The 26,352-nt window shown below is 65.4% G+C and carries 32 protein-coding genes; 13 read left to right on the top strand and 19 right to left on the bottom strand.

Going from position 1 to position 26,352, the window contains the following annotated elements; all coding sequences use genetic code 11:
• From QOL62_RS13920 to flgC, 6 genes are all read right to left on the bottom strand, one after another.
• Entirely contained in the window at positions 1 to 1,101 is a 1,101-nt protein-coding gene (locus tag QOL62_RS13920) for a flagellar basal body P-ring protein FlgI (protein ID WP_379511684.1), read from the bottom strand.
• An 89-nt stretch (positions 1,102 to 1,190) separates the two neighbouring features.
• Positions 1,191 to 2,267, bottom strand: a complete 1,077-nt coding sequence (gene flhB / locus QOL62_RS13915; RefSeq protein ID WP_283406703.1) for a flagellar biosynthesis protein FlhB — start codon at positions 2,265 to 2,267, stop codon at positions 1,191 to 1,193.
• Position 2,268: 1 nt separating this feature from the next.
• On the bottom strand, positions 2,269 to 3,048 hold the full coding sequence (gene fliR, locus QOL62_RS13910; protein WP_283406702.1) for a flagellar biosynthetic protein FliR: 780 nt from the start codon (positions 3,046 to 3,048) through the stop codon (positions 2,269 to 2,271).
• Between the two features lie 4 nt (positions 3,049 to 3,052).
• Positions 3,053 to 3,316: a flagellar biosynthetic protein FliQ gene (locus tag QOL62_RS13905; RefSeq protein WP_103728701.1), complete on the bottom strand. Its 264-nt coding sequence runs from the start codon at positions 3,314 to 3,316 to the stop codon at positions 3,053 to 3,055.
• Positions 3,316 to 3,657 (bottom strand): flagellar hook-basal body complex protein FliE, encoded by a 342-nt coding sequence (fliE, locus tag QOL62_RS13900; protein WP_103728702.1) that lies wholly within the window; start codon positions 3,655 to 3,657, stop codon positions 3,316 to 3,318. The genes QOL62_RS13905 and fliE overlap by 1 nt, the downstream gene beginning before the upstream one ends.
• Positions 3,658 to 3,667: 10 nt before the next feature.
• Positions 3,668 to 4,078: a flagellar basal body rod protein FlgC gene (gene flgC / locus QOL62_RS13895; RefSeq protein WP_103728703.1), complete on the bottom strand. Its 411-nt coding sequence runs from the start codon at positions 4,076 to 4,078 to the stop codon at positions 3,668 to 3,670.
• 117 nt (positions 4,079 to 4,195) lie between these two features.
• Between flgC and QOL62_RS13890 the strand changes: the two genes are divergently transcribed.
• The 3 genes from QOL62_RS13890 to fliP all read left to right on the top strand — a co-directional run bounded on the left by QOL62_RS13890 (position 4,196) and on the right by fliP (position 5,704).
• A complete protein-coding gene (locus QOL62_RS13890) occupies positions 4,196 to 4,429 on the top strand; it encodes a FliM/FliN family flagellar motor switch protein (protein ID WP_103728704.1) in 234 nt (77 codons plus the stop codon).
• Between the two features lies 1 nt (position 4,430).
• On the top strand, positions 4,431 to 4,901 hold the full coding sequence (locus tag QOL62_RS13885; protein WP_103728705.1) for a flagellar biosynthetic protein FliO: 471 nt from the start codon (positions 4,431 to 4,433) through the stop codon (positions 4,899 to 4,901).
• Between the two features lie 122 nt (positions 4,902 to 5,023).
• Positions 5,024 to 5,704: a flagellar type III secretion system pore protein FliP gene (gene fliP, locus QOL62_RS13880; protein WP_283406719.1), complete on the top strand. Its 681-nt coding sequence runs from the start codon at positions 5,024 to 5,026 to the stop codon at positions 5,702 to 5,704.
• 13 nt (positions 5,705 to 5,717) lie between these two features.
• Here fliP and QOL62_RS13875 read toward each other — a convergent pair whose 3' ends face one another.
• Genes QOL62_RS13875 through motA form a run of 3 tightly spaced genes read right to left on the bottom strand, consistent with a single transcriptional unit; the run spans position 5,718 to position 7,947 of the window.
• Positions 5,718 to 6,158 (bottom strand): hypothetical protein, encoded by a 441-nt coding sequence (locus QOL62_RS13875; protein ID WP_233203829.1) that lies wholly within the window; start codon positions 6,156 to 6,158, stop codon positions 5,718 to 5,720.
• Between the two features lie 12 nt (positions 6,159 to 6,170).
• The gene (locus tag QOL62_RS13870) at positions 6,171 to 7,049 is read right to left on the bottom strand and encodes a flagellar motor protein MotB (RefSeq protein ID WP_283406701.1); all 879 of its coding nucleotides are present in this window, start codon (positions 7,047 to 7,049) and stop codon (positions 6,171 to 6,173) included.
• 13 nt (positions 7,050 to 7,062) lie between these two features.
• Positions 7,063 to 7,947: a flagellar motor stator protein MotA gene (motA, locus tag QOL62_RS13865; RefSeq protein WP_103728708.1), complete on the bottom strand. Its 885-nt coding sequence runs from the start codon at positions 7,945 to 7,947 to the stop codon at positions 7,063 to 7,065.
• 161 nt (positions 7,948 to 8,108) lie between these two features.
• Between motA and flaF the strand changes: the two genes are divergently transcribed.
• Positions 8,109 to 8,483: a flagellar biosynthesis regulator FlaF gene (flaF, locus tag QOL62_RS13860; protein ID WP_283406700.1), complete on the top strand. Its 375-nt coding sequence runs from the start codon at positions 8,109 to 8,111 to the stop codon at positions 8,481 to 8,483.
• A 29-nt stretch (positions 8,484 to 8,512) separates the two neighbouring features.
• On the opposite strand, the gene QOL62_RS13855 is transcribed toward flaF, so the two are convergent.
• The 5 genes from QOL62_RS13855 to QOL62_RS13835 form a co-directional block, all read right to left on the bottom strand.
• Positions 8,513 to 9,367 carry an RNA polymerase subunit sigma-70 gene (locus tag QOL62_RS13855; protein ID WP_103728710.1) on the bottom strand — a complete coding sequence of 285 codons (855 nt, stop codon included), beginning with the start codon at positions 9,365 to 9,367 and terminating at the stop codon, positions 8,513 to 8,515.
• Between the two features lie 143 nt (positions 9,368 to 9,510).
• Positions 9,511 to 10,458 carry a peptidoglycan-binding protein gene (locus QOL62_RS13850; RefSeq protein ID WP_283406699.1) on the bottom strand — a complete coding sequence of 316 codons (948 nt, stop codon included), beginning with the start codon at positions 10,456 to 10,458 and terminating at the stop codon, positions 9,511 to 9,513.
• A complete protein-coding gene (locus QOL62_RS13845; RefSeq protein WP_283406698.1) occupies positions 10,451 to 10,891 on the bottom strand; it encodes a hypothetical protein in 441 nt (146 codons plus the stop codon). The genes QOL62_RS13850 and QOL62_RS13845 overlap by 8 nt, the downstream gene beginning before the upstream one ends.
• Positions 10,888 to 12,213, bottom strand: a complete 1,326-nt coding sequence (fliI, locus tag QOL62_RS13840) for a flagellar protein export ATPase FliI (protein ID WP_283406697.1) — start codon at positions 12,211 to 12,213, stop codon at positions 10,888 to 10,890. Before fliI ends, QOL62_RS13845 begins: the two co-directional genes overlap by 4 nt.
• Before the next feature lie 15 nt (positions 12,214 to 12,228).
• Positions 12,229 to 12,645, bottom strand: coding sequence for a flagellar biosynthesis repressor FlbT (locus tag QOL62_RS13835; RefSeq protein WP_103728714.1), 417 nt, complete (start codon positions 12,643 to 12,645; stop codon positions 12,229 to 12,231).
• Positions 12,646 to 12,829: 184 nt separating this feature from the next.
• Between QOL62_RS13835 and flgE the strand changes: the two genes are divergently transcribed.
• The 3 genes from flgE to QOL62_RS13820 are packed head-to-tail and all read left to right on the top strand — an operon-like array spanning position 12,830 to position 17,225.
• On the top strand, positions 12,830 to 14,182 hold the full coding sequence (gene flgE / locus QOL62_RS13830; protein WP_283406696.1) for a flagellar hook protein FlgE: 1,353 nt from the start codon (positions 12,830 to 12,832) through the stop codon (positions 14,180 to 14,182).
• A 28-nt stretch (positions 14,183 to 14,210) separates the two neighbouring features.
• Entirely contained in the window at positions 14,211 to 16,304 is a 2,094-nt protein-coding gene (locus QOL62_RS13825) for a flagellar hook-associated protein FlgK (RefSeq protein ID WP_283406695.1), read from the top strand.
• Positions 16,305 to 16,316: 12 nt separating this feature from the next.
• The gene (locus QOL62_RS13820) at positions 16,317 to 17,225 is read left to right on the top strand and encodes a flagellin (protein WP_283406694.1); all 909 of its coding nucleotides are present in this window, start codon (positions 16,317 to 16,319) and stop codon (positions 17,223 to 17,225) included.
• A gap of 19 nt (positions 17,226 to 17,244) precedes the next feature.
• Here QOL62_RS13820 and QOL62_RS13815 read toward each other — a convergent pair whose 3' ends face one another.
• Positions 17,245 to 18,984 carry a hypothetical protein gene (locus QOL62_RS13815; RefSeq protein WP_283406693.1) on the bottom strand — a complete coding sequence of 580 codons (1,740 nt, stop codon included), beginning with the start codon at positions 18,982 to 18,984 and terminating at the stop codon, positions 17,245 to 17,247.
• A gap of 367 nt (positions 18,985 to 19,351) precedes the next feature.
• Between QOL62_RS13815 and QOL62_RS13810 the strand changes: the two genes are divergently transcribed.
• The gene (locus QOL62_RS13810) at positions 19,352 to 19,735 is read left to right on the top strand and encodes a hypothetical protein (RefSeq protein WP_283406692.1); all 384 of its coding nucleotides are present in this window, start codon (positions 19,352 to 19,354) and stop codon (positions 19,733 to 19,735) included.
• Positions 19,736 to 19,763: 28 nt separating this feature from the next.
• Here the strand turns inward: QOL62_RS13810 and QOL62_RS13805 are convergent, their stop codons facing one another.
• From QOL62_RS13805 to QOL62_RS13790, 4 genes are read right to left on the bottom strand one after another with little or no spacing between them, the layout of a single operon-like run.
• A complete protein-coding gene (locus QOL62_RS13805; protein ID WP_283406691.1) occupies positions 19,764 to 20,330 on the bottom strand; it encodes a MotE family protein in 567 nt (188 codons plus the stop codon).
• Positions 20,327 to 20,833, bottom strand: coding sequence for a DUF6468 domain-containing protein (locus tag QOL62_RS13800; RefSeq protein ID WP_103728720.1), 507 nt, complete (start codon positions 20,831 to 20,833; stop codon positions 20,327 to 20,329). The genes QOL62_RS13805 and QOL62_RS13800 overlap by 4 nt, the downstream gene beginning before the upstream one ends.
• Positions 20,830 to 21,795 (bottom strand): flagellar motor switch protein FliM, encoded by a 966-nt coding sequence (gene fliM, locus QOL62_RS13795; protein WP_103728721.1) that lies wholly within the window; start codon positions 21,793 to 21,795, stop codon positions 20,830 to 20,832. Before fliM ends, QOL62_RS13800 begins: the two co-directional genes overlap by 4 nt.
• Positions 21,792 to 22,301, bottom strand: a complete 510-nt coding sequence (locus tag QOL62_RS13790; protein ID WP_283406690.1) for a flagellar basal body-associated FliL family protein — start codon at positions 22,299 to 22,301, stop codon at positions 21,792 to 21,794. Before QOL62_RS13790 ends, fliM begins: the two co-directional genes overlap by 4 nt.
• 122 nt (positions 22,302 to 22,423) lie before the next feature.
• On the opposite strand from QOL62_RS13790, the gene QOL62_RS13785 reads away from it, so the two are divergent.
• From QOL62_RS13785 to QOL62_RS13765, 5 genes are all read left to right on the top strand, one after another.
• Positions 22,424 to 23,167, top strand: coding sequence for a flagellar hook-basal body complex protein (locus tag QOL62_RS13785; protein WP_283406689.1), 744 nt, complete (start codon positions 22,424 to 22,426; stop codon positions 23,165 to 23,167).
• Between the two features lie 25 nt (positions 23,168 to 23,192).
• The gene (gene flgG / locus QOL62_RS13780; protein WP_103728723.1) at positions 23,193 to 23,978 is read left to right on the top strand and encodes a flagellar basal-body rod protein FlgG; all 786 of its coding nucleotides are present in this window, start codon (positions 23,193 to 23,195) and stop codon (positions 23,976 to 23,978) included.
• A 13-nt stretch (positions 23,979 to 23,991) separates the two neighbouring features.
• Positions 23,992 to 24,423, top strand: a complete 432-nt coding sequence (flgA, locus tag QOL62_RS13775) for a flagellar basal body P-ring formation chaperone FlgA (RefSeq protein WP_283406688.1) — start codon at positions 23,992 to 23,994, stop codon at positions 24,421 to 24,423.
• Between the two features lie 36 nt (positions 24,424 to 24,459).
• Complete coding sequence (flgH, locus tag QOL62_RS13770; protein ID WP_283406687.1) at positions 24,460 to 25,236, top strand: flagellar basal body L-ring protein FlgH; 777 nt, start codon at positions 24,460 to 24,462, stop codon at positions 25,234 to 25,236.
• A gap of 157 nt (positions 25,237 to 25,393) precedes the next feature.
• On the top strand, positions 25,394 to 26,269 hold the full coding sequence (locus tag QOL62_RS13765) for a flagellin (RefSeq protein WP_103728726.1): 876 nt from the start codon (positions 25,394 to 25,396) through the stop codon (positions 26,267 to 26,269).
• The last annotated feature ends 83 nt before the right edge of the window (positions 26,270 to 26,352 follow it).

Here is a 26,352-nt window from a genome sequence, read left to right as displayed (position 1 = left end):
TCACTGCACCGCTATCTCGGCCTGAAGCGCGCCTGCGGTACGCAGCGCCTGCAGGATGGTGATCAGGTCGCGCGGGCTGACGCCCAGAGCGTTGAGGCCACCGACAAGCGTCTGAAGAGACGTTCCGCTTGTCAGCATCGCCAGCGCGGCGCCATTTCCGTCGTTGGCCTCTATCCGTGTCCGGGGGAGAACGGCGGTCTGACCCGCTGACAAGGGGCCGGGCTGCGATGCGACCGGCGTCTCGGTGACGCTGATCGTCAAGCCTCCCTGAGCGATCGCCACAGGGCTTACGCGGACGTCGGCGCCCATGACGACGGTCCCTGCCGCTTCGTTGATGACGATCCGCGCCGGCTGATCCACCGCGACGGGAAGGTTCTCCACGCGCGTAAGCAGATCGATGAGCGAGCCGCTTCCATAGGGCCGCAGTTCGACGGTTCCAGGATCGAGAACCTCGGCCGAGCCGGGCGCTTGCCGGTTCACGGTCAGCGCGATCTGCCGCGCAGTCGTTAAGTCCGGATTCTTCAGCGCAAGCTTCAGCGTGGTGGCCGAACGCAGGTCATAAGGCACTTCCCGCTCGATGATGGCACCTCCTGCGATCCGCGCCGTGGTCATCACGCCCCGGCTCAGCCTGGCGCCGGCGCCCTGGGCCTTGAAACCCGAAACCGCCACCGGCCCTTGGGCGACCGCGTAGATTTCGCCGTCGAGAGCACGCAGCGAGGATACGAGCAGGATGCCACCTTGCAGGCTGCTCGCATCGCCGAGCGCCGAAACCTGCACATCTATGGTCGAGCCTGCACGCGCGAAAGGCGGCATCGTGGCCGTGACGGTCACGGCGGCAACGTTCTGCGTCAACATCTGGCTACCCCGGATGTTGACGCCCATACGCTCGAGCATGGCCTGCAGGGTTTCCTCGGTGAACGGCACGTTGCGGGTCCGATCCCCTGTCCCCTGCAGGCCCACGACCAGACCGTAGCCGACCAGTTGGTTTGGCCGCACGTTCTCGATGTTGACGATGTCCTTGATACGCGGCTGCGGCCCGGCCATGGCCGGCAAGGGGGCAAGCAGCAGGGCCGCCAGCAGGAAGAACAGAAGCCTCGGCATTCCCGTACTTATAGGAAGGGGATGGCCAGAACCGTCGCGGCGTGACTGATTTCTTGCCACTGGCGGTGAGCCCCTCTTGAGCGCTGCCCTCACTGTGCGCGGCCCCGGGCCAGGCGCATCACGTAGCCGATGATCTCTGCGACGGCGGAATAGTGTTCGATGGGTATCGGCTGATCAATTTCCACCGCGGCGAAGAGGGCCCGCGCCAGCGCAGGGCTTTCGAAGATCGGCACGCCTGCTTCCTGCGCGATCTCGCGGATGCGCAGCGCCACCGCGTCCGTGCCTTTCGCGACGACGGACGGTGCCGCCATGGCGCCATGTTCGTACTTCAGTGCAACGGCGTAGTGGGTCGGGTTGGTGATGATCACGCTGGCGGCAGGCACGGCCGCCATCATCCGTTTTCGGGCGCGCTGCATCTGGATCTGGCGGATCTTCGCCTTGATCTTGGGATCGCCTTCGCTCTGTTTGTGTTCGTCCTTCACCTCCTGAAGCGTCATGCGCATGCGTTGAAGGAACGAACGCCGTTGCCAGAGGAAATCCAGCAGCGCCAAGACGACGATCAGCACTACCACCGCGCGCAGGACGCGGAAGGCAAGTCCTGCCGCTACGGCTCCCACGGCGCCCGGGGAGCGCCCGACGAGGCCATCGACCCCCTGCAGGCCGGGCGCAAGGACCAGCCACACGACCAGCCCTATGGCGCTGATCTTGGCCAGCGTCTTCGTGAACTCCACCAGCGCCCTTGTGCCGAAAAGCCTTTTCACGCCTGCGGCCGGAGACAGCTTCGACCATTTCGGACTGACGCGGGACCAACTCAGCGAGGGACGGCCCTGCAGGAACGCCGTGCCCACCGCGCAGGCCAGCAGCACGGCGAAGACGGGAAGCAGTGAGACGAACGTGTGCCAGACCACCCCGGTCGCAAGGTTCTGCGCGCCGTCTGGCTCGATCCGGAAGGTCTGGGCATCGCCCCAAAGGCGGGTCAGCATGGTGCCGAGCCGCTCCATGGCCGAGAGCCCCAGCCACCCCGTGACCGCGAGCGCGCCAGCCATCATCGTGGCATGACGAACCTCCGGAGCCATCGGCACTTCACCGCGACGGCGGGCGTCCTCCAGCTTCTTGGGAGTCGGCTCGTGAGTCCGCTGATCTTTGTCGGATGGATCGTCGGCCATGTCAGTACGTCCAGCCGTTCTGCATGAATGTGGCCATGGCGCGCGCGAAAGTCGTCAGCACTGCACCGATCGTCATGGCCAGCACGGAAAGGCCGAGCAGGAGGTTGAGGGGCTGCGCTATGAAGAAGACTTGGATCGCCGGCGCGACGCGGGCGGCAAGACCCAAACCGAGGTTGAACAACAAGCCGTAAAGTATGAGCGGCGCACACAGGCTGACGCCCAGCGCCATGGCCTGCCCCATGACCGAGACCGCGAGGTGTGCGAAGTCTGCCGCCGGTGGTAGCCCGCCGGTGGGGAAACTCGCGTAGGACGTGAAGATCGACGCGATCCATAGATGATGGACACCCAACCCCAGGCACACCACGATAGCGCCCAGTCCCACGAACCGGGACAGCAGCGGCGCCTGACCGCCCATCGCGGGGTCGAAGACCAGGGCGGAGGAGAGCCCGACCTGTTGCGATGCGATCGCGCCTGCCATGGCGGCGGCGCTGAACATGATCCGCACGATCATACCAAGCGACAGCCCGACCATGACTTCGCTCATCACCAGCAAGGGCATCGACACGCCCGATGTCGTGGCTGGAAGCACGCGCGTTTCCAGCATGCCGTACATGCCGAAAGTGAAAGCGAGGGCCATGACGAGACGGATCTGAGGCGGGATGGCGTTATCCGAAAACGCCGGCAACAGCATCACCACTGCGCCCACCCGGCAGAACAGCAACAGGACGCATGCCACATCAATCGGCAGCCGGAGCAATGTCGCCACGTCGACGGCGTTCACAGCCTCACCGCGCGATGATCGCGTCAGCCACACGATCCATGAAGGCACCTAGCGCATGCCCCATCATCGGCAGGCTCACCAGCATGACCAATCCCAGGACCAGCAGCTTGGGAACGAAGGTCAGCGTCATCTCCTGAACTTGCGTAAGGGCCTGCAGCAGACCGATCAGGACACCCACGATCAAGGCCGCGATCAGCATCGGCCCGGAGATCGTAAGCATAAGCATCAGCGCGGCACGGGCCACTTCGATCGCTTGGTCCGGGGTCATCAGATCTGCATTCGCATGATTTCGGAGTAGGCCGACACCACCCGATCCCGCACCGCGACGACAGTGTCGAGGGCCGTTTCCGCCGCCCCTATCGCTGTCACGACATCGATCAGGTCGCCCTTGCCGCTGATCTGCTTGATGCTTTGCGCTTCTGCGCTGCGCAGGGCGCCTGCGGTTTCCGACACCATATTCTCGACCATGGTGCCAAAGCCGCTTCCCCCGGAAGCCATGCCAGCCGACGCGGCCGCGCCGGCCGGAGGCGAAGCGGGAGTGGCCAGAGGCGCGGTCGCTCGCATCGCGCGCGCGTAGGCCGAGACGCCATCCAGGGCTCCGATCGACATCCGCCTTCCCTTACTTCAGCAGATCGACGGTGCGCATGGTCATGCCACGTGCCGCCTCGATGGCATTGAGATTCGCTTCGTAAGAACGCTGCGCCGCCTTCATGTCCGCCGCTTCGATCAGCGGATTGACGTTCGGCTGCTCGACATAGCCCTGCGCATCCGCTGCCGGATTCCCAGGCTGGTAGATCCGTCCAAAGGCGCTGCGATCGGCTTCGATGGCCTTGACGGCCACTTGTGTCGCACCGCTTGCACGATCGACTTCGGCAGCGAAGGTTGCCACCCGGCGCCGGTAGGGATCTCCATCGGCGGTCGTCGCAACGGAGTTCGAATTGGCAAGGTTTTCGGCAATGACGCGCATGCGCAAGGCCTGGGCGCGCAGCCCCGACGCCGACACCTCGATTGAATTGCCCAGTTCCGCCACGGCTGCCTCACGCTCCCGGCCACACCGGGCCTCCTTGTCCTCTTATAGGCAACTTTTTCCTAGTGGGACTCCGATCCTATAAATTTTCCTATAAGGCTTGCTGAAAGGAGACCTGCCGTGTCGGTTCTTGAAGGCATACCCATCGATCTCTCGATCGTGCTGGGCTCGACCCGCATTCCGATCCGGCAGGTCCTCAAGATGAGCCGCGGCGCCATGATCCCGCTCGACTGCGGACAGGACGATCCCACGCGCCTTTACGTGAACGACCGCCTCGTTGCCGAAGGGCGCATCCTGGTCAACGGAGAGTCCATGTCGCTCGAAATCACCCGTGTCATGGAACGCGAGGGCTGAGTTGGACGCGCTTTCTCTTCTTCGGATGCTCGGTGCGCTGCTGCTGGTGCTGGGCCTCCTCGCCGCCGCCTTGTGGACCGTGCGCCGTTATGATCTCACCCTGCCTCAGGCCTGGCTGGGCCGCTTGGCGGGGCCTGCATCCGACAAGCGCCTTCACGTGGTGGAGCGGCTGGCCATCGATCAGAAGCGCTCCTTGCTGCTGGTTCGGCGTGATGAGACCGAATTCAGCCTGGTGATCGGCCCCGAAGGCGTAACTGTTCTCGAAACCGGCATGAAAGTGAAGCGTATCGGCGATGCCGCGGCCCCTCATCCGGTAGAAACGCCGCAGCCGCAATCGCGTCCGGCCCCCCTGCCGGAGCCGCCGAACTCCTTTGCGGAGCGGATTCCCGTGCTGCCCGAGGTCTGGTTTACACAAGACGGCAACATGGCCGACCTTTCCAGAAGCACGCGCGCAGGCCCGGACTTCCACTGATGCAATCTAACGCAATGCGGGCGGGCTCCGTGCGACGTGATTATCGCTTCCTGAAGTTCTGCGCCGTTACCCTTGGCTTCGCCCTGGGGATTGGTGTCCTCGCCGCCTGCCCGCAAGCCGCCATGGCCCAGAGCGAAGGTGCGGCAGCGGCCCTGACCGGCGGTGGTTCGATGTCGGGGCGCGTGCTGCAATTGGTGATGATCCTGACGGTGCTGAGCCTAGCGCCCGGCATCCTCATGACGATCACGTCCTTCACCCGCATCGTCGTCGCGCTGTCGCTGCTTCGCTCAGGCCTGGGTGTCCAGGGCGTCCCTCCCAATCCCATCGTCATCAGTCTTGCGCTCTTCCTCAGCTTCTTCGTCATGGCGCCGACCTTCGATGCCGCCTGGAAGCAGGGAATGGAGCCCTACAGCGCGGGTCAGATCACCGAAACCCAGGCACTCGAACGCGCGAGCAGGCCGTTCCACGCCTTCATGCTCAGCCAGGTTCGCGAAGACGACGTGAAGCTTTTCGTGCAGTTGTCCGGCAAGACGCCCCGGACCCGCGCGGATCTCCCGATGACGACATTGATGCCTGCCTTCATGATTTCGGAGCTGCGGCGCGCCTTCGAGATCGGCTTCCTGCTGCTTCTCCCGTTCCTGGTGATCGACCTTGCGGTGGCAGCGGTTCTGATGGCCATGGGCATGATGATGCTGCCGCCCGCGACCGTGTCGCTGCCGATGAAGATCATCTTCTTCGTTCTGGTCGATGGGTGGGCTCTGGTCGCCGGGTCACTCGTCAAGAGTTTCGGCGCGGGAGGGTAGTCAGCGTTGACCGTCAGCCCGGGGATGCCCGGGTCACGGCAACGCTGCGCACCACATCCTTGCCATAGACCTCGGCGGCCGCTTCCATCACCACCCGCCGAAAGGGCTCCAGACCCGGTACGAGCCCGTCCTTGCCGCTCGCCAGGGGCGTACGGTACGTCCGCAGATTCACCGCGTTCATGAGCAGGGGCATGGTCGTTCCGACGTCCTCGCCAGCGCCTTCGCTGACCTCAAGCTGGATCTCGAAGTTCGCATAGCCCGCGAGCCTGCCATCCGGAAAGACAAGCGGCGCCAGCATCTGCACCGGCGGCACGAACTCCGTCGGGCCTTTGCGACTGGCCTTGTGGTGAGGCAACTGCTGGGGGAAGTATTGCAGCACGCCCCATGCGCCACCTGCACCGATGCCGAGCCCGGCCACAATGGCGACAAGGCCGAACGCTGCCCGCTTCATCATGGCCGGCACTCCTCAGAACTTGAAGCTGGCGTCATGGGGCAGCGCCCCCGGCGCCGCCATGACGACGATCGTGATACGCCGGTTTTCGGGTCTGTCCGGATCGTCGGGATAAACCGGCTCGGTACCGGCTTTGGCGACGATTTCCGCAAACCGGTCAGGACGCAGACCGGCCGCGACCAGTGCCGCGCGCGCAGCCAGCGCTCGCTGTGCAGACAGCTGCCAGTTCGCCTCGCTGTCGCCACCGGCACCGTCCGTGTGCCCTTCGATGGCAATGCGGGCGTCCATCGTCCCCAGTTTGTGCGCCGCACGCGCAAGCATGGCGCGCGCGAAGTCGTTCAGCTCCGCCGTACCGCCCTTGAACATCGATCGCTGCGGGCTGTCGACAAGGTGGATACGCATGCCTTCGCGACTTGGCCGGACGTCTATGTTGCCAGCGCCCTCATTCCCTTTTTCGCCTGAATCCAGCGGAGGTTCGAGCGCGACGCGCATCTCCTGTGCCATCACCCGCAGCGCCGCTTCAGGTATGTTCGCCGTCCCGCCACGCGAGACACCCACGGTTCCGGCTTCCGCTGCAGGCTGGCCGCGCGGCTCCTGATCATCCGACTGGTTGTTCCGCCCGTTGCCCCCTGTCCCCGGTTGCATGCCCGGCTGATTTGTCAGCGTGGTGGACAGGTTGGCCTTTGCACTGTCGGCGGAAAAATACTCGGCAAGACCCTTCAGCTGGACCTCATCGGGGTTGGCGAGAAGCCAGAGGAGCATGAAGAAGGCCATCATCGCCGTCACGAAGTCCGCGTAGGCGACCTTCCAGGCGCCGCCATGATGCCCTCCACCGGTCACCTTCTTGACCTTGCGGATGACGATCGGACGCTTTTCGTTGCCCCTTGTTGCCACTGCCCGTTCTCCGTCAGGCCGGAGCGCCGTTAAGCTGCTGCTTCACCGCCTCCAGCGCCGTTTCCATTTCCTGAAAGCTTGGTGCATAGGGGGACGGGGTCATGCGGCGGGCAAGCTCGATGGCGATCTCGGTGGGCTGCTCCTGCGCATGGCCGACGATGGCGGTCTTGACGATAAGGTAGGGCTTGAAATCCGCGTCGATGATCTGCTGCAATTTTTGGGCGATCGGCCCGACGAGACAGTATGCCAGCAGAACGCCGAGGAACGTGCCTACCAGAGCGCCACCAATCATCGCTCCCAGCACTTCGGTGGGCTGGTCGATCGAACTCATGGTCTTGATGACGCCCAGAACCGCAGCGACGATGCCGATGGCAGGAAGGCCATCGGCCATCATCTGGATGGCGTGCTGAGGCGCCAGTTCCTCATGGTGATGGCGCTCCATGTCCCCTTCCATGGCCTCGGCGATCTGGTGCGGATCCTCGAAGTTGACGGTCATCATCCTCAGATAATCGCAGATGAACTCGATCAGTTCATGATCGGCCAGAAGACGGGGGTAGCGCGAGAAGATCGAGCTTTCGGCGGGCGCGTCCAGATGAGGTTCGATGGCATTGGCACCGCCCTTCCTGAAGGTCGCGAGCAGAGTAAAGAGGAGCGCCAGCAGGTCGCGGTAGTCCGCCTCCTTCCAGCGGTCGCCCTTGAAAACGCGCGCAATACCGGAACCGGCCTTCTTCAGCGTGGTCATCGAATTGCCGAGGGCGAAAGCCCCCAGCGCCGCCCCGCCGATCGCCATCAGTTCGTGCGGAAGGGCATGGAGAATGACCCCGAGGCTTCCGCCCGACATCAGGAAGCTGCCGAATACGCACAGCAGAATGACGACGAGGCCGATGACGTTTAGCATTAAAGGTCCGCAATGATGGCGCCCGCGCGCGCGGGCTGTGACCGAATTATAGAACGTCGCCGCCCGCCGCGGTGTGTCCGCGCACAATTTCCCGACGCGCGACCACCCCTCCGGCTTTCATCCTATATGGTCTGAGCGACACGCCCAAAGCCGGAGCCCCAATGTCCGTCAACGCCTACGTCCGCGCCCAGAAGGTCGCCGCGACGCCACGCAGCACCGAATACCGGTTGATGAGCGAAATAACCGGTGAGATGCTGGCTGCACACGAGGCCGGCCTGTCCGGCGTGAAGCTGGCGCCCGCCCTTCACCGCAACCGGCAGGTCTGGAGCGCCTTTCGCAATCTGTGCATCGACCCTGCGAACGCCCTGCCCGAAGAGCTGCGCGCGGGCATCATCTCGCTGGGCCTGTGGGTGGACCGGTATACCTCGCTCGTCATCACCGGGCGCGAAAGCGTGGATCAGCTGATCGAGGTAAACCGGACCGTCATGAGCGGCCTCGCCAATGAAAACGGCACCGCGGCCCACGAACCTGCGTGAAAGGTGACGCGGCGGCAACGACAGCTCACTCAGCAGGCGAGCATGGTCTGCCGGTACTCTGCCATCAGCGCGAACCGTGGGTCGATGCACGCCAGGTCGCCCATGGCCTTGGCGGCACGCTTCGCCACCTGCCGCATGCGTTCGCGCGCACCCTCGTCATGGTCTCCGTCAAGAGGAGCCATGTCGAAGAGCCGTCCCTCCACGACCTGACGGTTGTGCTCAAGACGCTGCTCGAGCTCCGTGATTTCGCTGGGGTCGAGCGAGGGGCGTCGAGGCACAACGACACCGGCGGCACGCTCGGCGCGGGTCAACTTCCGGGGTTGCGCGCGCCGTCGTATGCGGTCGAGACCCGCGTTGCGCAGGTGTTCGACATAGCTGTCCGTCAGCGCGCTCATGGCGGCGCGGGCCAGATATTCGCTCGCCCCTGCTTCCGTGCGGCCCAGCGCATCCTCGTCGGCAATTGCCGCAAGGATGGATAGGCCCTCGCCATCATCACCGCCGGCAATCGCGTCCAGCGACACCGTGGTCGCCTCCACTTTCTTCGCCGAAGGCCGCTGGTCCGTCATCACCCGGAAGCGCAGGCTCTGCAGCTCACCGCGAATCTGCCAGTTCACGAACGTCGTGAACTGGGCCTTTTCCGGCTCGTAAGCAAGGATGGCGCGATGGACGGCGATTGCGCAGACTTGCTCGGCATCGTCCCAGTGCCCGACAAGCCCGTACTGGCGGATGAAGTGCCGGATGCGCGGCGCGATCAGCTTGAGGATCCGCGCAAAAGCGCGGTCGATTTCCGCCCTCTGCCGCCGCGTCTGCGGAGCATCATCGGACGGCGTATTTGCCCGTACAGTCGCGACTGCGGACTCCAGGGCAGCAGTGATTTTCGACATGGCGAACCCCCGTGGCGCAGGCGGCTTTTTGCCACTGCTCCATGAAAGGCAAAATATTCCTATAATGCGGGAACCATCAATCCTATATGGAAGTTATCCACTGACGGGTAGCTGGGCGCCCTTCGCGCAGGCTCTGGGCGGCCCTAGCCGAACCGTTCGGGCCTGATATGCTCCCCGACATAGCCAAGGAGCCATGTGCGATGCGCCGCCACGGCTCCGCCCGCCTGGGCGATCCGGCGCTCCGCCGCCGCTGCCCCGACCTGCGCACCAAGCAGCTTGCGGGCCCGGTCAGGAGCGAGACCGCCAGCCAGAAAACGCCGCGCATCTCCAAATCCGAGATGATGGCCCAGGTAAGCCGCGCGCGCGATATCGGCCACGCCGCTCTCGATCGGCACTCCGGCCTTCCGCAGCGACTGCACGTTCGCGGATGCGTAGTCGGCTACAGCCTCGATCGAAGCGCGGGGATCATAGCGCAGAGCGAGGAGGGCACCCCTCTTGTCGCCGCGCACCCGCCCATCCGAATCAAGCCAGCCGTTCTCCCGCGCCCGGCCGTTAAGCCAGGTGCCTGCCCGCTCAGCCTCCCCTTCCCAGGTTCCGTTGAGGAACTGGCCCAGCCCCGCCGCACTGGAGCGAGGGTTTCGCGAATAAGGCTGCCACGCGCCGCCCGGCCCCTTCGCCGCTTCCGCGTCGATGATCGCCGCGAGCGCAGCGGCGGGAATGCCGCTGCGCGCAGCCGCGTCGTTGAGCATTGGGGTGTAGCGTGCGTTGGCCCCATCCACATCCCCAGCGCGCAGGGCAGCGGGCGCCGGGCTCGGCTCCTCGACAGCGTTTTCGCCTGTAGCACCCGAAGGCGGTGATGGGCTGGCGTCTTCCGTACTGAGGAGAGACAGAAGGCGTTCGAGCCCGATGGAATGAGCCTCTTCGGGCATAGCCGCCGTGGAGGCCGGAGCATCGGCGTTCTCTGTCGAGCCAAGCGCCGCGCGCCACAGGCGACCCGCCATCTGCGAACGCGCCTCATCATAGATCAGACGCGACTTCTGCGTCGCATCCAGGCGAGAGAGCCCCGCCGTAGCGGACGTGCGGTCAATCACCGCTTGCCCTGCGGCGCTGGATGCGGAGGGTCTTCAGGAACGCCGCCGCGCTCATATCGTCACTGGTCGCCTGCTCGGCTGCCGCCACTTTTCGGCCCAGATCCGCACGATAGTCCTGGGCCGCCGTTTCGATGCCGCGCAGAACGCCATAGCCATCGATGGCGACTTCTCGCAGCGCCTCAAGCCGATGCTGGAGTTCGGCCTGGCGGTCGGAAAGGGACTGCTGCGCGTTCTGCACCCGCCGCTGCCAGCCCGGCGATATCAGGGTCACGTCCGCAGTGGCAAGGAGCGCCTCATCGCGCACTGCAGCACGCATCCGCGCCTGCTCGCGCTCCACCTGCCCCAGTTCCCCGGCCTCCCGGCGAATAGCGGCGCTGACTTCGTCAAGGTCGCGCTGGCGCACACGCATGGCCGTATCATACGGTGTTTTCATGAAGTTCCTTCCAGGATTGACCGCAAGGCTGCGAAGTCAGCCGCGACAAAGCTACGGTCACGCTGGTCCTGCCGGAGAAGATCCTCGATGCGCGGGGCAAGGGCCACGGCGCGATCGACTTCGGCGTTGGCGCCGGGGCGGTAGGCGCCCAGCCGCACCATCTCCTCCATGTCCTTCCACATCGCCAATTCCCGCCGCGCCGCGAGGCGTGTGCCATTGTCCTCCGCGGGCAGGCAATGCGGCAAAGTGCGGGAAACGGACCGGAGCACGTCGATAGCAGGATAACGCCCCCGCTCGGCGATCTGGCGCGTGATCACCACGTGTCCGTCAAGGATACCGCGAACGGCATCCGCCACCGGCTCGTTGTGATCGTCGCCATCGACAAGAACGGTAAACAGGCCCGTTATCGCCCCCTGGCCCGGCAAACCCGGTCCCGCGCGCTCCAGCAGACGCGGCAGTTCGGCAAAGACTGTCGGGGTGTACCCCTTGGTGGCGGGGGGCTCGCCCGCCGCCAGGCCGATCTCGCGCTGCGCCATGGCGAAGCGCGTCACCGAATCCATCAGACACAGAACGTCGAGCCCGGCGTCACGGAAATGCTCGGCTATGGCAAGCGTGGTCCATGCAGCCTGCCGCCGCAACAACGCCGGCTCGTCGGACGTCGCGACGACGACGACGCTGCGGGCAAGCCCCTCCTCCCCAAGGTCATCCTGAATGAATTCCTGAACCTCGCGGCCACGTTCGCCGATGAGGCCGATGACGGCCACGTCACACTCCGTCCACCGCGCGAGCATCGACAGCAACGTCGACTTGCCGACACCCGAGCCGGCGAAAAGGCCAAGGCGCTGTCCCCGGCACAGCGGCGCAAAGAGGTCGAGCGCACGCACGCCCGTTTCGATGCGGGCGCCCACCCGGGCGCGGGCAGAGGCGGCGGGCGGAGCGGCCTTCATGCGTCGGTGCTCCGGTCCCTGCACGAGAGGGCCCTTCCCGTCGACGGGACGGCCGAGGCCATCAACAACGCGGCCCAGCCACTGCGGCGCCACTCTCAAGCCCAGCTGACCGGCGGACAGGTCCGCTCTTGAACCCGAAGCAATGCCTTCGGGTTCATGGAACGGCATGCAGTGCGCGATGCCGTGATCGAGACCGACGACCTCCGCCTCGATCGCGCCGGTCGTTGACTGCAGACTTATGCGTGAACCGATGCGCGCCGCACCGGCGAGGCCATCCACCTCAATGAGAGCGCCGCGAACCGCCACCACCCGGCCATACCGCCGGTCGGGGGCCAGCATGCGCAACCCCGCAACGGCAGCGGCCAGACTCGACATCCGCGAACGCCCCCGTCAGCCTGCGGCTTCGGCGCCAGCGGGAACGAGACGGGCGATCGCTTCCGCCTCGTAGGCGATAAGCCAGCGGCAATCGGCAAGCGCCTGATAGAACTCGCCCATCGCGACCTTTTCGGCGAAGGTGACGCATACTGCCTTCGCCTCGGCGGAGACGAGTGCACCCATCAGCGCTTCCAGCTTCTCCAGCAGCACATGCTGGTGTCGCGCGATATCGGCGGGATCGATATAGGCCATCATGCAGGCGAAATAGAGCTGCTTCGCCGGCGTAACTGCGTCCTGCGGCTTCATGACATCACGCCCGCGCAGGATCGTGGCACTGTTCTCCAGCACGAGATCAGTGCGGCCCACCGAGCGCAGGACCGCGCCATTGACGATGACAGGCTCGCCGTTGCGGAGCGATATGCGAAGGGTCATGTGGAGATCAGCCTGCTAGATGTGCCCCCTATTATAGGATGAAAGCCTGCGGGCAGGCACCACGCCTTCCGAATTTTTAGTCTGCGACTCGCGACCGTCACTCGTTTCTTTATCCTACAATGCCTGTGTCCGGTGCGAGAGGTGCGCCGCCCAAGGTACGACCGTTGCACCACAGGAGATTGTCATGAGCCTTTATTCCGCTCTCTATGCCGGTGTGTCGGGCCTTAACGCGCAGTCGAGCGCGATGGCGACGGTGGCCGACAACATCACGAACGTGAACACGGTCGGCTACAAGGGCACCTCGGCCCAGTTCCAGTCGTTGGTGACTGGCGGCAGCATGACCAGCAACTATTCCGCAGGCGGCGTCACAGCCACGCCCAAGGCGCTCATCTCCAAGCAGGGCATGCTTCAGGCGTCTTCCAGCCTGACCGACGTGGGTATCGACGGCGCGGGCTTCTTCGTCGTACGCTCCAGCGCGGATTCCAGCGGTGCCATCGCCTATACCCGCGCCGGTTCCTTTACCACGGACTCCTCGGGGTACCTACGCAACACCGCCGGCTTCTACCTGATGGGCTGGCCGCTCGACGAAGCGGGGAAGTACGTCAACAACGGCAGCCTGACCTCGCTCCAGCCGATCCGTCCCAATGCATTGACGGGAGCCGCTGCGGCCACCACCTCCGTCCAGCTTCGCGCCAACCTTGACGCCACTGCGGCCCCGGTGGCCAGCTACGGGGCAGGTGACATGGCGAGCGGAAAGGTCCTGCCTCAGTTCGCCCGCAGCGTCGAAGTCTTCGATGCACAAGGCGGCGCCCACACGCTGACCTTCAGCTTCGTCAAGACGGACGGGAATACGTGGCACGCCGAAATCACCGCGGATCCGAACGATTTGGCGAGCTTCGTCGATCCCCAGAACATCGGCAAGGAAGCGGCCGCTCTTCAGGCGGCCAGGGACGCAGGCACCCCCGTCACGCTGCGCAGCGGCATGGTTGAATTCAACGGTGACGGCAGCCTGAAAACCGCAGGCAGCGATCTTTTCAGCGCGCTCGATCTCAGCTGGGGCAACGGCGCCGAAGCGCCGCTCATCAAGCTCGACCTCGGCTCACCCGACGGCTTCGCCGGCCTGACGCAGTTCGGCAGCGATTCAGCACTGCTTTCCTCGACCGTCGATGGCGGCATGCTGGGCACGGTGGCATCGGTGAGTATCTCCGACAACGGGATCGTCAGCGCGGTCTTCGATGACGGCACGTCGCGGCCGATCTACCAGTTGCCCCTGGCCACGTTCCAGAACCCGGATGGCCTGACCCGCATCAGCGGCAACGCCTACATCGTTTCGGAGCAGTCGGGTAACGTCGCCATCAACGAGCCCGGCCTCGTCGGCGGCGGAAAGATCTCGGCCAGCATGCTGGAAACCTCCAACGTCGATCTGGCCGCCGAGTTCTCCAACATGATCCTCTTTCAGCGTGCCTACAGCGCTTCGTCGAAGATCATCACCACGGTGGACGACATGCTTCAGGAAGTGGGCAACCTGAAGCGCTGATACAACAGCAACCCGGACGGTCTGATCCATGTCCCTCAGTTCAATCCTGAACTCCGCAAAGTCGGGGCTTGCCGCCTCGCAGGCGGGGATGCAGACCGTCTCCACCAATATCGCCAACGTCGGCACGGCGGGCTACGCGCGCCAGACGGTCTCGCAGAGCGCGTCGATAGCCGGCGGGAACGTCACCGGCGTCGTGGTGGGGGAGCCCGCCCGCGTAGCCGACAAGTTCCTCGAGAACACCGTCTATCAGCGAGGCGGCGAAGCTGGCCGGACGGAGGCCGTTTCAACGTACCTTGATCGCCTGCAGTCGCTGCTCGGCACGCCTGGCGCTGACAGCGGGCTGTCAGCCCGTCTGACCGCCATCTCGACATCGATCTCCGAAGTCGGCGGCCTGCAGGGCTCGCCGGAAGCGATCGCGATGTTCACCGGCAACGTAGCGGACGCGATCTACGCGCTCGATGCCCTTCAATCCGATGTCGGCGCCCTCCGGTCCGATGTGGAGAGCGAGGTCTCAGACACTGTGGATCGGGTCAACGTCCTGCTGCGCAAGGTCCACGGCCTCAACGCCGAGGTGTCGCGCCTGCAGGGCCTCGGCCTGAGCGCCTCCGGCCCGGCCGACGAGCGGATGAACGCGCTGCAGGAACTCAGCGGGCTCGTCGAGGTGAAGGTGCGCGAGCAGCCGGACGGGCGCGTCACGATCGACACGGCCTCCGGCCAGGTCCTTCTGGACAAGCGCCTGCGCCAGCTGAATTATGCGTCCGGCGCCGGGGCCTCGGCGGGGATGTACAAAGGCATCAGCATTCACTTCGCCGCAGACAACGGGGCGCTGGGCGCCTCGGCGGGGGAGACCATCGAGACCAGCGGCGTCGGAGGCAAGCTGGGCGGCCTCATCGACATGCGCGACCGCGTGCTGCCCGGCTTCACCGACCAGCTGGGCCAGTTGTTCGGCGGTCTGGCGGGCACGCTCAACAAGGTCGCTAACGAAGGGACCGCATCTCCCCCGCCGCAGACGCTTACCGGCCAGCCCAATGGCCTTGTCGCTGCCGACCGGCTCGGCTTCACCGGCAAGGTGACATTCGCCGTCGTCGGGCAGGACGGTATCCTCGTCGCGAAGACAACGCTCGACTTCGACAGTCCTCCGCCGCTCTCGACCGTCGCCGACGCTGTGGCGGCCATCAACGACGGACTGGCCCCGGCCGGATCGGCGTCCTTCGAGAACGGTGTCCTGTCCATCAGCGCCGCCTCGGGCAAGAACGGCATCGCCATCGGGCAGGACCCCGATAGCCCAAGCGACCGGGCGGGCATCGGTTTCTCGCAGTTCTTCGGCCTGAACAATCTGATCCGTTCGGATCGGAACGCCCTGGCACCCTCCGGCTTCGCGTCCGACGACCCGCACGGGTTCAGCGCGGATGACGCAGCGCAGATCGTCCTGCGCGATCCGTCCGGCAAGTTGCTCGCCAGCCATGAACTCGACGTCTCCGCCGGAGGCACCTGGGGCGACCTTGTCGATGGCCTGAACGGAAGCGACCTGGGCAGCTTCGGGCGTTTTGCCCTCGACGGTACCGGCCGCATCACCTTTACCGCCAGTACGGCAAACGCGGGGGCGGCGATCACCATCCCCTCCGACGCGACGGACCGCTTCGACACGGGGCTTTCGTTCTCGGCACTGTCGGGTCTCGGCGGCGCAAGTGCCGCGCTCGCGACCGCCCATGTCTCGTCCGAGATGGCGACGGACACATCGCGCCTTCCGCTGGCGCGGCTCCAGCTCGATGCCACCCCCGGCCAGCAGGCGATCGGCGCCGCGGATATCCGAGGGGCAAACGCTTTCGTCGATGCGCTCGCCTCCACGATTGACTTTGGCAAGGACGGTCGTTCCACCATCGACATGTTCGCAAGCCGCTTGCTTGGCGGGGCCGGCGCGCAGGCGTCACTCGCCAAGACCTCGGCCCTCGATGCAAGCGCGCGGCTCGGGGATGCGGTGAACCGTCGGGACTCCTTCTCCGGCGTCAACATCGACGAGGAACTGGCCCAGATGGTCGTCCTGCAGAACAGCTACTCCGCCTCCGCACGGGTAATCAGCACCGCCTCGCAGATGTACGACACTCTGCTCAACATGGTCTAAGGACGACGCTCGATGACCCGCGTAGCCACCATTCCGCTGCAGCAGACACTTTCGAGCGCCATTCAGCGCACACAGCAGAACCTTGCCGAAAGCCAACTGCAGCTGGCGACGGAAAAGAAGGTCAACGACTACGCCGGGCTCGGTCTCGATGCCGTGAGGACCCTTTCCGCGCGTTCGATGGTCGCCACGCAGGAGGCGTACAAGAACAACATCAACCGGGTCTCCACCACCCTCTCGATGTACCAGGGACACCTCGAGCAGATCGACGCGTCCTTGCTGGACCTGCGGGAAGAGCTGTTCAGCGCGGTCGGCACCGGAAATGCGCCGGGGCTGCAAGGTATGATCGAGGAGGCGTTCCTTCAGATCCGCTCCTCGCTCAACGCGCAGGAATCCGGCGTCCCGATGTTCGCCGGCTCGCGGACCACTCCCCTGCCATTTGTGCCTGAAACGCTGCAGGACACGATCGGCCTCGATGCCGACGCCGCCTTCGCAAACGACACGGTGCGCCAGGCCGTCCGGGCAGGAGACGGGATGGACGTGCAGTATGGCCTCGTCGCGAGCGATATCGCAACGGGTCTTGTCTCGGCTTTCCGCGCCCTTGCCGAGGCGGGACCCTTCGGGGAAACGCTCACCGAGGAGCAGGCCGAGGCCATCACCGCGGCCCTGGCACTGCTTGATGAAGGGATCACCGGCGTTCGTTCGGTCAATGGAGCGAACGGCCGGCGCCAAGCGCAGGTTGAAGCGCTGGAAACGCGGGCGGATGAGCGCATCAAGCTTCTCAGTCAGGCGATTGGCGAGGTGGAGGACGCCGACCTTGGCCAGATCGCGATCGACATAACGCAGCGCCAGACGATCCTGCAGGCCAGTTATTCGGTGTTCTCGCAGTTGAACGCCATGTCGCTGGCCAATTATCTGGACTGAGGCCGGTCCTGTGGGGGGACTACGGCGTCTTCCTCGCTCCCAGAAGGTCCGCGAAGGTGCCGGCCGGGCTCGCGGAGGGGATCGCTGCCATCGCCCGTGCGAGTTTCGCCGCATCGACGGCGCCCGGCGCGCCGGTCAGCATCTCGAAGACGGGCGCCGAAGGCAGGCCTTTGAACGCGGCGGCATAACGCGAGTGAAGCCAGGCAAGCGCGTCCTCCCGCCCGAGCATCGCCTGGGAGATGGCATGCCGCAGGACCTGCGCCTGAGCGACGGCGTCCAGCGACTTGCCTTTCGGCAGACTTTCTCCCGTCGCCTGGGCATAGCGGCCCCAATCCCGGCGTTGCCAGAGTATCTCCGCCTGCAGGGGAGCGGAACCGGGCAGATCCTGCAGCACAGCCAGCGCCTCTTCGGCCCGTCCGACCTGTGCGAGAGCGGCGGCCTCCACCCGCTTGCGGTCACCGACCATGCTGTCCGGCAGGCCTGGATCCTCTGTTTCCCGCAGCGTCCTGAGCGCACGTTCCGGCCGGCCCGCAAGGATGTAGAGACTCGCGACGCGAGCCGATAGCGGCCCTCGGGCAAGGTCGCCCGCACGTTGCATCAACTGGTGCGACAGAAGATCCGCGGCACGCTCGTAGAGGCCTGCCTGCTGCAACCGCGCCGCAAGGCGGCTTACCAGGAGGTCGCCCTGAGCACCTGATGGCGCGATGTCCCGATAGTCCCAGTAGAGGCTTGCCGCCCGCTCCAGCGGCAACTTTCTTTCCGGATCGAGGGCCGCCGCCAGCTTCGCCTGCACGTCCGGGAGAAGCGCTGCGGCACCTTGTGTATCGTGGTAGCGCACCAGCGCCGCCCCTGCCGAGAGGGCTCCGGCCAGATCGTTCCGTCCGTCCGCGAGGCTGTACGACAACCGCAGGGCACGTTCCTCGATCGCATCACCCCGCCAGGAGTAGCGTATCTCCGCCAGCTTCCCAAGCGCCTCCTCCGGACGCATCGCCTTGCGGGCGACATCGCCTTCGATACGGCTGAGCCGGGCGTCCATCCGCTGCGCCGCACTGCCCGATTGCTCCACCCTCGCGAGGCGAAGACGCGCCGCGTCGTGGCGACCCAAAGCCAGATCCGCCCTGCCTCGCAGCAGGTTCGCCGCCGGGTCTCGGTCCGGCAGCCAAGACAGCCAGTGCAGTGCCTTCTGCGGTGCACCGCCCTCTATACCGGCGCGGGCCGCCGCCAGCACGAATGGAGCCGCACGCGGCTTGGCCAGGGCAGGTGCGGCGCATTCCAGCTGCTGTAGCGCCTGCTCTGCCAGACCTTCACCCGCAAGCGCCCGCGAACGCCACAGGCAGGCCTCCGGATTGATGCGCAGGCCCGGCATGTCCAGCTCAGTGAGCGCAGCGTCGGCGCGGCCTACCAGGGTCAGTGCTGCGCCATGGGCCAGGCGCCAGGCATCCACCATGCCGAGGTCCGGATCATCCTGGCGCATCACTTCCAGCACGCCCAAGGCATCCGGGCCCCGTTCCTGCGCGATCAGGCTGCGCGCGTAATCCCAGCGGGCCGACTGTCGCCCTGCCGCCTCGACCGTCGAGAGCTGAAGCCAGGCGCTCTTGTCCGGCATCGACTTCCACGCGTTCCCGTCGACCAGCGGCGGGCGTTGCGCCAGTTCCGCCGCAAAACCGGGAAGCCGCGCTGTGTACGCACCGTCGGTTGCGGAAAGAAGCGAGGCGCTGGCGGCGAGCACGACACCGCAAAGAAGGCGAACACGGCTCATGCCGCCCCCGCCCCGACAACGCCGCTCAGGACCAGCAGGGCTCCGCCGAGAAGGCAACTCACAAGGAAGAGCAGAAACCCCAGAAGGGGCCATAGCAGACTCGCCCCCCGCGGCCGGACGGCTGGCGCAGCCTTGGCGCTGTCTGAGGGCTGATCGGTACGCCGACGGGCAGGTGCCGCACCCGGAGCCGGTGCCTGTGCCGGGCCTGAGGCCACGACACGGACCTTCCCCGGTTTCCGATCACTGCTCATTCCGACGCGACTCCTCGAATTTCATCCTATTATAGAACCACCCAGCCTTGTGCGGACCGCTCACCGGAGTTCCCATGCTTTCGCTGCGCCCCTGTCGCGCCTTTTTTTCTGCCCTGATGTTGTTGTGGACTGCGCCCGCGCTTGCAGCCAACACCGAACCGCGCCAGGCGGAGGAACTGCCGCCGCCTGATCCTATTTTCGTCAGCCTCGAGCCGATCGCGGCGCCTATCGTCGATGGAGGACGAGTGGACGGGGTCCTCCACCTGTCCATCGTCATCAAGGCCAAGTCTGCGGATGATGCCGCCGCCCTGGGCAAGAACATCCCGAAACTTCGTGCGGCCGCGCTTTCAGCCGCCATCGAGTTTGCTCGCCTCTGGACGTCGCGCTTCACGCCTGTGAATGTCGGACGGTTGGCCGCGATGCTGAAGACCTCGGTGAAACGAGCGGACAACGCTGTCGACACGGTGCTGATCGTCAAGGTATCTGCAAGGGAGCAATAGCCGCTGTTTCCCGCTCGAGGCGCGCTGCTTATTTCGGCGTGACCGGGCGGCCAGCGCCGGGCCTGGTCGCCGCAGGAGCCGGCATGACCTTGCGTCCGGCCATCGCCATCGACAGTGCCACCGCGCCATTGGGTGACATGTTGGCCATGATCTGCGCCGTTGCCTGTTCGCGCATGCGGGCCGCTACCTCCCGCTGGACGTCAAGATCGAGCTTCTCGAAGATCGGTCCCGCGCGGTTGGGCTTCATCCGCTGATAGATACGGGCGAGGTTGTCGTAGGGCACAGCCGGAGCCTGCGCGCCGGCAGCACCCTTCGCCGTCCCGGCGGCCGCCTCTTCCTGCTGCTGCTTCAACTGGCTGGCGAGCCGCGCCTCGCTGGCCCGAACCGCCTGCTCGCGCATGTCGAGCCTGCGCTTGTCGGCGGCGGAAACCCGGTCCCTCTGCGCGGTCGCATCGCGAAGCGAGGCACCCAGACGCCCGGTGTCCGGCCCGCCGGCAAGGTCCGCCGACGCTGCGAAGGCGATCGCATTGGCAACAGCCGCGGCGGCTGCCACCCCGAGCATCAGGCGGGTAGGCCGGGTCAACGCCTTGATCATGCGACCGCGCTACCTCGCGACCCTCGGGCGGCTGTAAGGTCAAGCACGATGCTGCTGAGATCCCGCTTCGCGGCCGGCTCTCCACCCGCGGGAGAGCTTTCACGGCGCACGGCCTCGTCGGCGCGAAGCGCGGCGTCCGCCTCTTCCCGCCATCGGGCGGGGCGGCGGCGTGCGCCGGCCTCGGCGGCCCGCGCCTTGTCTGCGGCATCCACAATGCGCTCCGCCACCGAATTGCCGACGCCGACCATCACGGAGAGCTCGTCGCGCAATTCACGCGCGGCGAGAAGGATTTCCCCTTGCGCCGCGACATCGCTGGACAAAACGCGCTTGAGATCGGCCAGCACGATACGCGCCTGCTGAGTTGCGTTATCGAGCTTCTCGACGGCCTGATCAAGATGCCCGTCGCGCAAAGCCCGGATGCGGCGGTCCATCCGGATGGCCTGGACCATCACGCACAGACACAGGAGAACCAAAGCGAAATTGATTGCCGTCGCAACAGTCATTTCGAGTATCCCTTCGCGATGTCAGTGGCCATGCGGATGGCGATATTGCTTGAACGCTGGCCGATGTGCGCACGCCCGAGCGGCACGCCGCCACATTGCAGATGCAGCGGATCCTCAGGGCTGTGGCTGAGGGCGATCGTATGGCCCACCTTCAGATCGCGCACGTCCCGCAGCGACATCATCTTTTCGCCAAGGACTACATCCACGGTGACTTCGGTGTTGTAGAGCTCCGAAGCCATGTGCTGCGACCATATGCGATCACGGCCGAGTTTCTCGCCCATGAAGCGCTGCAGGAGCTTGTCGCGCACCGGTTCGAGCGTGGCGTAGGGCAGCAGGATCGAGAACACGCCGCCGCGCCCCTCCATCGACACGCGGTAGGTTGCGACTGCAGCCGCGTTGCTGGGTTCCGCGATCGCGGCGAACCGCGGGCTCAATTCCATCCGTTCCAGGCCCATCGCCACAGAAGCGATTTCCTCGAAGGCAGCGGCGAGCTCGTCCAGAGCCATCTGGACGACCCGAGACACCAGGCTGGACTCGATCGTGGTGAACGTGCGGCCCTCCGGCGGCAGCGCCCGGCTTCCGCCACGGCCGCCCAGCAGCGCGTCGACGATGCCATAGATCAGCCCGGCGTCCACCGTGACCACGCCGTAGCTTTCCCAGGGCTTCACCTGGAACACCCCGAACATGGCCGGCAGCGCCACGTGGTCCATGAAATCGCCGAACCGCACGGAGGTGATCGCCTCCAGGTTCACTTCGATCGCATCCGAAGTGAGGTTGCGCATCGAGGTTGCGAACGTGCGAACCATGCGCTCACAGACCACCTCGAGCATCGGGAGACGCTCATGGCTGATGACGTTCGATTCCAGCACCGCCTTGAGCCCTCGGCGCGGCAGCGCCTCACCATCTACGGCCGCCAGCCGCACGGTCTCCGGACGAGACGGATCCTCGCGGTCCATGCTCATTGCTGGATGAGATCCTGAATCAGCACGTCACGAACCATGCCCTTGCCTAGAGCTTCGGTGGAGCGCCGCATCATCTCTTCCTTTATGCGGAATACGGCGGCCGAGCCGTTGAGGTCGTCCGGGCGCAATTCGCGCAGGAACGGCTGCAAGGCGTCGAGAACCACGGGGAGGCGTGCCTTCACCGCATCCGTCTTGCCCGGCGCCGCGACGATCACGAACCGCAGCTTCACGAATTTTGACTGCGCCCCGCCTCCACGCAGGTTCACCATCATCGGCGGCACTTCGATGTAGGAGGCCGACACATCGCCTTCCTCCGCCTCTTCGGAAGATGCCTCTGCCTGCTTCTCCTCGGCATGCTCCTCCGCCGGGCGCATGTACCAGTAGACGCCGCCGGCGCCTGCAAGCAGCCCGACCAAGACGACGGCGATGGCGATCAGGCGGCCCTTGCCCGGCTTTTTCGCCACATCGGCCCCGTCCGGCGGGGTTTCGCCTGTCGTCTCGCTCACGCCTTGTCCCTCAAAATTCCGCACCAGAATCCATGCGCGGGATTTCTTCCTATATATAGGATTGTAGCCGGCAGGGGTGCGCCTTGCGGGTTTATGCCGAGTTTTTTTGCAAGGGCCTGAAGATGGACGTCTCCTCCTTCGTGCTGCTGAGCCACGAGCAGGCCCTGCGTCGTCAGCTCGACGTGGCCGCCAACAACATGGCGAACGTCTCCACGCCAGGCTACAAGCGCGAACAGGCGCTCTTTCATGAATACGTCGAGGCGGCCCAGGAGGGACCGGTCGAGGACGCCCGCAGGACATCCTACGTCCTCGATTACGGTGCCGTTCACGATATCTCCCAGGGCGCCTTCCAGGCGACCGGCAACCCTCTCGACATCATGATCGAAGGGCCGGGTTACCTTAACGTGGAGATGGCGGACGGCTCGACCGGCTACACGCGTGTCGGCTTCGTCAAGGTGCTGGAAAGCGGCGAACTCGCAACCTCCGGCGGCCAGCGGCTGCTGGATGAGAATGGCCGGCCGCTCGCCGTCGCCGTAGACCAGCTGGCGCTGGTGAAGATCACCAGCGACGGCACCGTCATGGCCGGTGAGGAGCCGGTCGGCCGTCTAGCGGTGACCGGTTTCGCGGATGAGAACCTGCTGGAGGTCCGGGGCGACGGGCTTCTGACCGGCGCGGGCGGTACGGTGCTTGCCGCTGCGCAGACGAAGCTGCGCACGGGCGGCGTCGAAGCGTCGAACGTGGAGCCGATCTCGGAAACCACGCACATGGTGGAGATCCTGCGCTCCTACCAGACCAGCCAGCGCCTCTCCGCCGACCTCGCCGACATGCGCCGCCGCGCGATCGACCGTCTCAGCAAGCTGGGCTGAGCCCTCTTACGTCAAGGAACCCTGCATGCGTTCTCTTTCCATCGCTTCCACCGGCATGCTGGCCCAGCAGACCAATGTCGATGTCACCTCCAACAACATCGCCAACATGAACACAACCGGGTTCAAGCGGCAGCGTGCGGAGTTTCAGGACCTCCTGTACCAGCAGGTATCCCGCCCCGGCGCGGCCACCAGTGCTGACGGCACGAAAGTGCCCTCGGGCATCCAGATCGGTGCAGGCGTGAAAACCGGCGGCGTCTACCGCATCACCGAACAGGGCGCCCTCACCAGCACCGGCAATCCCTATGACCTCGCGATCGACGGCCCCGGCTACTTCCAGGTGATGCTGCCGAGCGGTGATCTCGGCTACACCCGCGCCGGATCGTTCCAGCTGTCGGACCAGGGCGAACTCGTCACGGCCGATGGCTACCGCGTGCAGCCCGACATCACCGTGCCGCAGGGAGCGCTCAGCGTCTCAGTCTCGAAGACGGGCGAAGTGCAGGTGAAGCTGGCGGGCCAGGCCGAACTGCAGACGGTGGGCCAACTCGAACTGGCGACCTTCATCAACGAAGCGGGACTCGAGGCGATCGGCGACAGTCTGTTCATCGAAACCGGCGCATCGGGCCAGCCAATGGTCTCCACCCCCGGTCAGCCTGCATACGGGACGCTGAGTCAGGGCTTCATCGAAGCTTCCAACGTCAATCCCGTCTCGGAAATCACCTCGCTCATCACCGCGCAGCGCGCTTACGAAATGAACAGTCGCGTGCTGAAGACGGCAGACGAAATGCTGCAGACTTCAACTCAGACAGTCTGAGGCTACCGAAAGGATGCTGACCGCCGCCCTTCTCATGTTGACGGCAGCCGCGCCGCAGCCCGCGAACGCGCCGGTGCCGGTTCTCGCGCGCGCAGTGGAGCGCGGCGACGTGCTGTCCAGCGCCGACTTCGAGACGGCGCGTGTGGCACCCGCCGTCGCGCGGGGCGCCCTTTCTCCCGCGGAAGCGGCCGGGCAGGAAACGACCCGTCGCCTCTCGGCCGGCAGCCCCGTTCGCGCCAATGATGTCGCCCCGCCGCGAATGGTACGCCGGGGAGAGACGGTGACGATCGCCCTCATTTCCGGAGCCCTGCGCATCACCTCGCCGGGCCGGGCCCTGGCCGATGCGGGTCGGGGCGATCCGGTGCGAGTGTTGAACCTTGCCACGAACCGGACACTCGAAGGCGTCGCCACATCGAGCGGCGAAGTGCAGATAGCTGCACCTTGACCACCGCCACCGCGCCTGCCGCGTAGGATATTCAGCATGAACAACCGTTTCCTCATCGTTGCCGCGGCTCTTGCCTGCTCCTCGGTCCTTACCGGCTGCGGCGCTGTCGGCCGACTTCAGAACGTCGGCAAAGCGCCCCGGATGAGCGACCCCGGCGCCCCTGTCGCGCCCCGTGTGGAGCCCTCGCTCGGCAACCACGCCAAGGCCGAGCACGGCCCCGACGGAAGCGATCCGCAGATCGCCGAGGGTTCGCGCGGGGCCTCCCTGTTCCGAACAGGAGGCGGCGCCTTCTTCCGTGACCAGCGTGCCTCCCGCGTGGGGGACATCGTCACGATCCGCATCAACATCGCCGACAGCGCCCGCGTGGATAACGCCACGACCCGCACCCGCACCGGCAGCGAGAACAGCGGTATCGCCGCCCTGCTCGGCCTCGAAAGCCAGATCGGGAAGATCCTGCCGGGCGATCCGGACCCGGGCAATCTCACCAGCACAAGCTCGAAGTCGAGCTCGGTCGGCGCCGGGAACACCGCACGCTCGGAACAGATCAACATGACAATCGCGGCCACCGTCGTCGGCGTCCTGCCCAACGGCAACCTGGCCATTCGCGGCAAGCAGGAAGTTCGCGTCAACTTCGAACTGCGCGAACTGGTCGTCTCCGGCGTGATCCGGCCCGAGGATATCGCACGCGACAACTCGATCCGGCACAGCCAGATCGCGGAAGCGCGGATCAGCTATGGCGGGCGTGGGCAGCTTACCGATGCACAGCAGGCCCGCTGGGGCCAGCAGATCTACGACGCGCTGTTTCCGTTCTGACGCCATGCCGGCTGCGTAGTTTTTCCACAGGCTGCGACCGAGGGCGGCGCCTGCCTTCTAGAATGATCCTGCACCCGGAATTGTCGGGAGTACGGGCGGCAGCGTTTCCTGCCGTCGAGGCCGCAGAATCGGCCGGTAACCTAGAAGGGAAATTGAAATGGCGTTTTCGGTAAACACCAACGCTGGTGCCATGGCAGCTCTCCAGAGCCTCAATGCCACCAACCGTTCGATGGAAACCACTCAGAGCCGTATCACCACGGGTCTGAACGTGGCATCCACGAAGGACGACTCGGCGAAGTACACTGTCGCCCAGACGCTCCGCGGCGACCTCGGCAAGTTGAACGCAGTCACCAGCTCGCTCAACAACGCCAAGAGCGTCACGGACGTTGCTGTTGCCGGTGCCGAACAGATCTCCGACCTCGTCAACCAGATGAAGTCGAAGGCTCTCGAAGCATCGGACGAAGGTCTGGACGTGGAAAGCCGCACCGCGATCTCCAACGACCTGCTTGCTCTTAAGAAGCAGATCTTCACGGTCATCGACGGTTCGGATTTCAACGACGTCAACCTGCTGAAGAGCGGCGCTACCGCTCCTGCCACCGACGGCAAGGTCAGCGCTCTGCAGTCGATCGCGGGCGACACGCTCACGGTCGCCAACCAGGGCTTGACCACCAAGGCCGGCACGGCAATGGGCGCTTCGGGAACCGACACCAGCATCACCGATCTTGCCGGTGATACGTCGGCAACTGCGGCGGCTGCAGCCAAGGCGCTGGGCACCAAGCTCGACGCCTTCTTCAAGGAAGTGAAGACCAGCCTTTCCGATCTCGGCGCAGCTTCGCGTCAGATCGAAGGGCAGCTTAACTTCAACAGCAACCTGAACGACGTGATCACGACCGGCGTCGGCAACCTTGTCGATGCCGATCTCGCCAAGGAGTCCGCGAACCTTCAGGCCCTGCAGGTCCAGCAGCAGCTGGGTGTGCAGGCCCTGTCGATCGCCAACCAGGCACCGCAAACGCTCCTGTCGCTCTTCCGTTAAGCGGTATCGGCAGGTTTCCCGGCTTGCCGGGGGCATTTTGGAAAGGCCGGTGCGGTTCACCGCTCCGGCCTTTTTCCTTGCGC

This window comes from Novosphingobium panipatense, assembly GCF_900182875.1.
In the GTDB taxonomy this organism is placed as follows: domain Bacteria; phylum Pseudomonadota; class Alphaproteobacteria; order Sphingomonadales; family Sphingomonadaceae; genus Novosphingobium; species Novosphingobium panipatense.
Note: the sequence above shows the minus strand (reverse complement) of the source record. Positions and strands in the feature narration are given on the sequence as shown.